Origin of the sequence: Nonomuraea sp. NPDC049480, from assembly GCF_044465905.1 — a bacterium.
Taxonomy (GTDB): domain Bacteria; phylum Actinomycetota; class Actinomycetes; order Streptosporangiales; family Streptosporangiaceae; genus Nonomuraea.
This window is the reverse complement of record NZ_JBITMD010000056.1, coordinates 21,487-27,905: the sequence shown is the minus strand read 5'-3', so window position 1 is coordinate 27,905 and position 6,419 is coordinate 21,487. Positions and strand designations below refer to the sequence as shown.

The 6,419-nt window shown below is 66.5% G+C and carries 9 protein-coding genes and 1 pseudogene; 2 read left to right on the top strand and 8 right to left on the bottom strand.

Features of this window, described 5'->3' with window-relative positions:
• Positions 1–291: 291 nt before the first annotated feature.
• A complete protein-coding gene (locus ACIBX3_RS60210) occupies positions 292–1,524 on the bottom strand; it encodes a serine hydrolase domain-containing protein (protein WP_397129846.1) in 1,233 nt (410 codons plus the stop codon).
• A gap of 492 nt (positions 1,525–2,016) precedes the next feature.
• On the opposite strand from ACIBX3_RS60210, the gene ACIBX3_RS60205 reads away from it, so the two are divergent.
• Positions 2,017–2,247, top strand: coding sequence for a hypothetical protein (locus ACIBX3_RS60205; protein WP_397129845.1), 231 nt, complete (start codon positions 2,017–2,019; stop codon positions 2,245–2,247).
• A gap of 96 nt (positions 2,248–2,343) precedes the next feature.
• Positions 2,344–2,538, top strand: coding sequence for a hypothetical protein (locus ACIBX3_RS60200; RefSeq protein ID WP_397129844.1), 195 nt, complete (start codon positions 2,344–2,346; stop codon positions 2,536–2,538).
• Positions 2,539–2,573: 35 nt separating this feature from the next.
• Here the strand turns inward: ACIBX3_RS60200 and ACIBX3_RS60195 are convergent, their stop codons facing one another.
• The 7 genes and pseudogenes from ACIBX3_RS60195 to ACIBX3_RS60165 all read right to left on the bottom strand — a co-directional run bounded on the left by ACIBX3_RS60195 (position 2,574) and on the right by ACIBX3_RS60165 (position 6,362).
• Positions 2,574–3,503 (bottom strand): AbfB domain-containing protein, encoded by a 930-nt coding sequence (locus ACIBX3_RS60195; protein WP_397129848.1) that lies wholly within the window; start codon positions 3,501–3,503, stop codon positions 2,574–2,576.
• Positions 3,504–3,745: 242 nt separating this feature from the next.
• The gene (locus ACIBX3_RS60190) at positions 3,746–4,045 is read right to left on the bottom strand and encodes a hypothetical protein (RefSeq protein WP_397129843.1); all 300 of its coding nucleotides are present in this window, start codon (positions 4,043–4,045) and stop codon (positions 3,746–3,748) included.
• A 189-nt stretch (positions 4,046–4,234) separates the two neighbouring features.
• A complete protein-coding gene (locus ACIBX3_RS60185) occupies positions 4,235–4,489 on the bottom strand; it encodes a peptidoglycan-binding domain-containing protein (protein ID WP_397129842.1) in 255 nt (84 codons plus the stop codon).
• 220 nt (positions 4,490–4,709) lie between these two features.
• A pseudogene (locus tag ACIBX3_RS60180) lies at positions 4,710–5,102 on the bottom strand (CHAP domain-containing protein); the annotation flags it as partial.
• Positions 5,071–5,361, bottom strand: a complete 291-nt coding sequence (locus ACIBX3_RS60175; RefSeq protein ID WP_397129841.1) for a hypothetical protein — start codon at positions 5,359–5,361, stop codon at positions 5,071–5,073. The gene ACIBX3_RS60175 and the pseudogene ACIBX3_RS60180, both read right to left, overlap by 32 nt.
• Before the next feature lie 24 nt (positions 5,362–5,385).
• Complete coding sequence (locus ACIBX3_RS60170; RefSeq protein WP_397129840.1) at positions 5,386–5,694, bottom strand: hypothetical protein; 309 nt, start codon at positions 5,692–5,694, stop codon at positions 5,386–5,388.
• The gene (locus ACIBX3_RS60165; RefSeq protein WP_397129839.1) at positions 5,691–6,362 is read right to left on the bottom strand and encodes a hypothetical protein; all 672 of its coding nucleotides are present in this window, start codon (positions 6,360–6,362) and stop codon (positions 5,691–5,693) included. The genes ACIBX3_RS60170 and ACIBX3_RS60165 overlap by 4 nt, the downstream gene beginning before the upstream one ends.
• Between the last annotated feature and the right edge of the window lie 57 nt (positions 6,363–6,419).

The following is a 6,419-nucleotide window of genomic DNA, read 5'->3' as shown; positions in this document are numbered from 1 at the left end:
GGCAGTGAGTCACGCTGCCTGACGCGGACCGGACCGTCGAAGCCATCGACGGCGAGGAGCTGCAAGCTCGGTCCGTTTACGGCCGAGAAGCTGACGAGCACGTCCACACTGTGCCCGGCCCGCTCGGCGACCTCCGGCGCGTGCACGCCTGCGTTGAGCCACAGCGACACCGCGGGTGTGTCCAGTCAGTGACCGTACAGACCCCCATCGGTCACGTCGATGCGATAGCCGACGCCGGGCACCGTGGCGATCAGCCCTCTTTCTTCGGGTCGGCTATGCCGTGGCCGCGCGTCAGCCGCCGCCGTCGCCGTCGCCGGGTGAAGCCCCGGTGATGGCCCGCGTCTGCTGTCCGGTGATCTCCTGCAGCGGTATGTCGTCGTAGTTGCTGAGGACGACGCCGACCCATCCGGTGTCAGGGTAGATGCTCCAGTGGGAGCAGCTGCCGGGGTGGACGCCGCTGCGCGAGAGCTCCCACTGGCCTTCGACGATGTGGGCTGTCGGCCCGTAGGTGCTGAACCCCGGGGAGCCTCGGAAGTTGGGGGCCTTGACCGAGGTGAACACGTCGGCCCAGGCCGGGTCGAGCACGATGCCGTCGTACAACGCATTTGCGAACCGGACCAGGTCCGGTGCGGTGACGAACCCGCCGTCCGGGACGAAGTTGCGAGCATTGTTCTGGCCCGCCATACCCGGGCTCGGGCTGTCCTTGTCCAGGTTGCGGACGGCGTCCACCCGGCTACCGTCGGCCTGTTTCATGTACGAGTGCGCGATGTGCTCGTCGGCCAGCCACTGCGGCCTGGTGTAGTACGCCGAGCCGGTCATGTCGCAGCGCCCGAAGATGTGCTTGTGCACGTAGTCCCAGAACGTCATGCCGGCCACCGCCTCGACGATCTGCACCGTGACATCCGCACCCCAGCCGGGTTTGTTCGAACCCGCGCCGGGGGTGGCGACCAGCTTCGCCTGCCGGGTGTACTGCTGGTAGTACTCGTGCTGCTCCTCCTTGCTGTGGAAGATGCGTTGGTAGTCGTGCTCCGGAAAGGACAACCCGGAGGTGCCCATGAGCAGGTGGTGGATGCGCACCTGCTCAGCGATCTCCTTGGCGAAACCGGTCAGGTAGGTGCCCACCGTATCCCACAGCTTCACCTTGCCCCGCTGCGCCAGCTGCACGATGGACAGGCTGACGAACGGCCCGCCGTAGAGGTTGAACGCGACATCTTCGTGGTTACGGATCCTCTTCTCCTTGTCGGCCATGCCGTAGCTGCGCGACAGTACCGTCCGGCCCCGGTGCGACAGCAGCACCACTCCGGAGAACTTGTCCTGTGCGGCCAGTTCCGCCACGAACCGGTCGTAGGCCCCGCCGGGCAGGGTGTCCGGCGGGATCCGGTCCTTTCCGGACAACTCGGACGCGGCGGCGGTGCCGAGCCCGGCGCATGACAGCGGCGTGCCGACCGCCATCACACCGGCAGCCAGCCCGCCCCATCCGAGCAGCCGCCGCCGTTCGACACCACGTACGGAATCCGAGTCCATGTCATCGCCCTCCCCGCGCGAGGCAGGAGGCGAGTGCTCGTTGAGGGACGCGATGGTCCCGCGCGCTGTTGGTCATGGCTGCGATATTTCGTCGCGCATGTCACCGGCCCGCGCGCGTGATGTCACCGTTTCTCGACAACCCCTGATCTCGACCGGGACTCCGCGACAGAGGGTGCCGGCCGCAGCGCGGAAGCAGGAGGGCAAGGCGCCGGCAGGGGCTGGCACACCCGTCGCCATGGTCCTCACCTCAACGTCCTGGACCTTGACCTGGACAACGGGTGCGCTCCCGTTGGCGCGGAGGACGGTGCCACCCAATGGGTCTGCTGAGACACCACAAACGCAACCCTGCGATGCCGGCAACCGTCCGCGTTACCTCGGAAATGCCCATTGGTCGAGCAGAACAGGCGTTGGCCACGCACCCCTCTTCCGTCTCTCTGCCAGCCCGCATATGAGGAATTCGTCTGCGTTCGGGGACCTGCGTCTGTATCACGCATGGGTTCCTTCAGCTACAGGATGAGGAATCCGAGAACCCGCGCGCTTTGGCAGAAGGCAGATAAGGACCCGGCGGAGTGGCTGCCGATCGAGCAGGTCCGATGCCGCTACGTCGCGGAATGGGTGGCGATCGAGCGGCATTGGCAGCTTGGAGTGGACGCAGCGGAGAAAACCAAGCTCACCGAAATCGCGCAAGGCTGCCCGAACGCACCGCTGACCCAAGCTGCCTGATCGGCCCGAGCCCTCACACGCAGAAACAGCCCCACCGTACCGAAGGGCGGCGGGCTGTGAGGTGACGAGGCCGAGAGCGTGACGTAACGTCGCTCTATGGATGAGCAGCACGAGGCGATAGAGGCTGCGCTGAAGCCCGTCCGAGAAGCCTTCCACGCGCTCGACGGTGCCCGGACGCTGAACGACGTACGCGTCGCCATCCGCAAGCTCCACACCGCCGCAGAGCAGGCCGACGACGACCTGCGCGAGATCAAGCTCGCCGACCTGCCGCGATTCGCGCCGCCCGACTGACGCCATGGCCCGCTACCTCGAAGGCCTCCGCTTAATTAGGGCGAGGAGTGAAACACCTGGGTGTAGTAGTGGAATGTCGCTGGCTCGCCTGCGTGATCGTGGCCTTGAGGGACTCTCCCGGCCCCAGTGGCGATGCCGACGCCTGTTGATCTGTGGCCTGGGTTGAGCAGATTAGCTTCGTGGGGAGGACTCTGATACCACCAATCGTGCGCTGCCTGAGCCGACGGCGGTGGGACGTTGCCGCCCCAGAACCATTGGATGTATGCGTTCTCGGTTCCGGCGGAACCCATCACTCTCTGGATCCGCTGCTGTGGAATGCTATTGTCCGAGCCATAGTGCCCGGGATGGCCGTCCAGAAGCCTCTCCCAGAGACCGGGATGGTTAGCCAGGTCCTGGCTGTGCTCCTGAGCCACGTCGACAAGTCGCTTGTCGAGGCGGAGGAATGGCGGACGCGGTCCAGGCGAGTTGAATATCCGCCGGTCGTTGGCCATTTCGACTATGCGTATCGTCTCGGGCGGCGCCACGAAGGGGGCGACCGGAAGGAATGTTGCGTCCGATCGATCCAGTTCAGGGCTGCTCTGGTTGATCTCGCTGACGTACAGGTGAGAGTTCTGATGCCGGATATGGAGCTTGGGGTTGTTGTACGAGCGAAAGGATCTCCAGAGCGGGAGGACGAGACCGTCGACCGACATGAAGGTCGCGTCCTCATGCATGAGCCGATCCCCCGGGGCGTACTCAGAGAGAATCACACGAAAATTCTGATGCCGCAGATACTGGTTCGGGAAGTTGGCCGACCTGAACGAGACATGGCCGGGCGCGCCGATGAGTCCTTCCACGACGTCGAAGGAAGCGTCGGCACGGTCGAGCGCCGTGACGACCCGAGATATCTCTCCAAGCCCGTTGGCGTGCCGAATATGGTGGTCGCGTGGCTTTAGAGACTCGAAGGAATGTCGCTCATTTAGCATACGCATGCCCTTCACCGTTGCCGGCTGAATGTTCGGGGCGAATCGCGCCTCCTGCGCTCACCGTTAGTATGGGACTGCGCACGGTGGCGGTCAACGGGCTCTACTTGCGGGCTGTCTCCGATTCATCACCCATGAGCGAAGTGCTGTCTGGTGGGGTGCAACACGCGAACCGTAGTAAGTTTTTGATGCAAATGCTGAATGCGCCCGCATCACCCAAGCCTGGGCGACGGGGCGCATCAGCATCAGTGCCATCGCTGATCCAGCGGCAGGTCCGGCCTCGCGGTGTGCTTGGCCGCGTACCCGGACACGTACGTGATCAGGCCGGGGAGCAGCGGAATCGACAGCGTCTCCAGCCAGTCGGGCAGGGACGAGATGAGGTTGAGATCGGCGTTGACCGTCTGCAGGACGGTCAGGACCGCGAGCAGGCCCAGGTAGGAGCCTGCGGTTGCGCGGTCACCTTCCGCTCGACGGGCGGCTTGCTGTACGACATGGACTCGCCGTGCATGGGGATCCTCCAGGATAAAGGTTGGCGGGACCGCCAACGAGAGTTAGGGGGGGTGACGCAGGCCAGCGTCTCGGTGCTCGCCTTCCAGGTGCACTTCCAGGGGCCGTTGCCGGTGAACGTCATGGTGAAGGGGGCGCCGTCGAGGCCACGACCGTCCTTGCCGGGGGCGCCGGTGTCCCCCTTGGGACCGACCTCGCCCTTCGGGCCGGTGTCGCCCCACCTGCGGCTACGTAGTTGCGGCGGTGGCGGTGGTGCCGACGACAGCGGCCAGCACAGTAGACATGAATCTGAGCATGATCACTCCTCGGGTTTTTGAGACGCGCACGAGCGCGGACCACGTCTTCGGCCCAGCCACGCCGTCCACCTTCAGCCCGGCCTCCCGCTGGAAGGAGCAGATCGCGTCCTCCAGCGGGCCGCCGAACACGGTGTCGTCCACGCCGCCGCCCAGGCCCATGCCTCGGGCGTGCAGCAGGTGGAACACGGTCTTGACGTGCCACCGCTTCGGGTCGTTCGGGTCCTTTCCGTCGCCGCGTCGCAGGGTCGGTAGTTCCTTCCTCGTCTTCTCCGTCCAGTTCGGCGGCGGAGCGGCGGGCGGCTTGGGCTTGGCCGGCGCGGGGAGGTAGGGCGGGGTATCCGAACCCGGCCACGTTCTCGAGACCCCGCCAGCGCCGCATCACGCGGTTCTGCGTGTTGCCCTCGATCGTGACGATGGTCCGGCCACCGTCACCGACCGCTTCGACGATGCCGACGTGGTCCATGCGCTGGATGTCGCGGGTACCGCCCCAGTCGAAGAACACGATCGCGCCCCGCCGCGGCGTGTGCCCCCACTGGCCGCGCGCTTTGAACCACTCGGCGTGGCCGACCGTCCACGCATGATCCCCGACCACCGGCAGCAAGCCCGCCTTGTTCGCGCACCAGGCAAGGAACATGTCGCACCACGGCGCTAGCGCCCACGACGACGGTTTGCCGTGCCGTTTGGCCCACCACGATCCGAACACCGTCCAGCCGGTCGGGGATTCGCAGTAGCCGAGCTGGGCGCGGACCTCCGCCAAGAGGCGGTCTTCAGGCTTTCTCGCCACCGGCCGCCTCCTCATCGTCGTCTTCGACGGCACTGCCGGGCTCCTGTGGCAGCCCGTCCTGGTCGGGGTCGAGCGCGGTCGGGCCGGCGTCGGCGTACGGCGGCAGCGGAAGCTGCCCGTCCAGGACCGTGACCCCCTCGGACAGGTTAGGCATGGAGGGCTTGGACATGCTGGTCTCCTTGAGAGCAATCCAGTCAGCGACGGTCATCTTGAGCTCGTCGTGGCTGATGCGGATGGGCAGGTAAGCGGGTACGACGTCCACGCCGTCCCGCATGGGGAACACGATCAAGAAGGTTGCTCAGATCCGGGTGAGGCTGATCAGAGAGATGACGGTGCCCGCGACGAGGAGCAGCACGGTTACGATGGCGATGATCAGACGGGTGCGGTCGCCGAGCTGCGCCGTGGTGACAGCGGTCCGCTCGACCTCGGCCAGGCGCGCGTCCATGCCCTCGACCTGCTCGGCGAGCTGGGCGTGCCGTCCGTCCACCTGGTCCAGGTGCTGAAGGATGAGCCTGATCGAGCCGTCCACTCGCTCGAACCTCAGCTCGACGGAGCCTTGCAGCTTGGCCAGGGCCAGGGAGAGGTCGTGCACCTCGTCGGCGGTCACAGGCCACCTCCAGGCGGGGGCTGCATGCCGACGAACGTGCCGCCGGGCTTGAGCTGGAACGTGGGTTGCGGAAGCTGATCGGAGCGACTGGCGCGCACCCACTCAGCCGCCAGGCGCCGCGCCTCGACCCGCACCGGGTCGAGCCGGATCGGCGATGTGATCGGCTCCAACGGGTCAGGCGGCGCGGCACGGCCCGAGCCGACGAACGCGAGCGCCTCCGCACGCAGCGTCTGCGGCACGGGCTCCATCCGGACCCGATGCGTCTTCACCGCAGCGATCCGGGCCAGGTACGCGGCCCGCCGCTCCTCGTCCGGCACGCCGGGCGTCCAGCACGTCGGCAGGCCGTGCGTGACCGCCAGCACCGCCGCTGCGGTCGGGTCCGTGCGCGTGAACACGTCGCTACTGCTCGGGATGTACGGCTCATGCAGCGCCACGTCCAGCAGCGTGCTGACGTCGTCAGGGTCAAGCCCGTACATGACGCACCGCCACTCAAGCAGCGTGTGCGGCAGCGCGTGATGGATCTCCACCCCAGCCGCAGGCTGGAACTGGTAGACGCGCCACAGCGGTTCGGCTCCGTCCACGTGTGGCGGCACGTCGGTGCCGGTGGGCCGGAGCGGCGTGTGCGTGTAGGCCAGTTCGGCGTCCCACACCTGCACGATCTCGGGCATAACATCCCCTTTGGGTGTGGCTGGAAATCGACATAAAGCAGGGCCACATAAAACGCC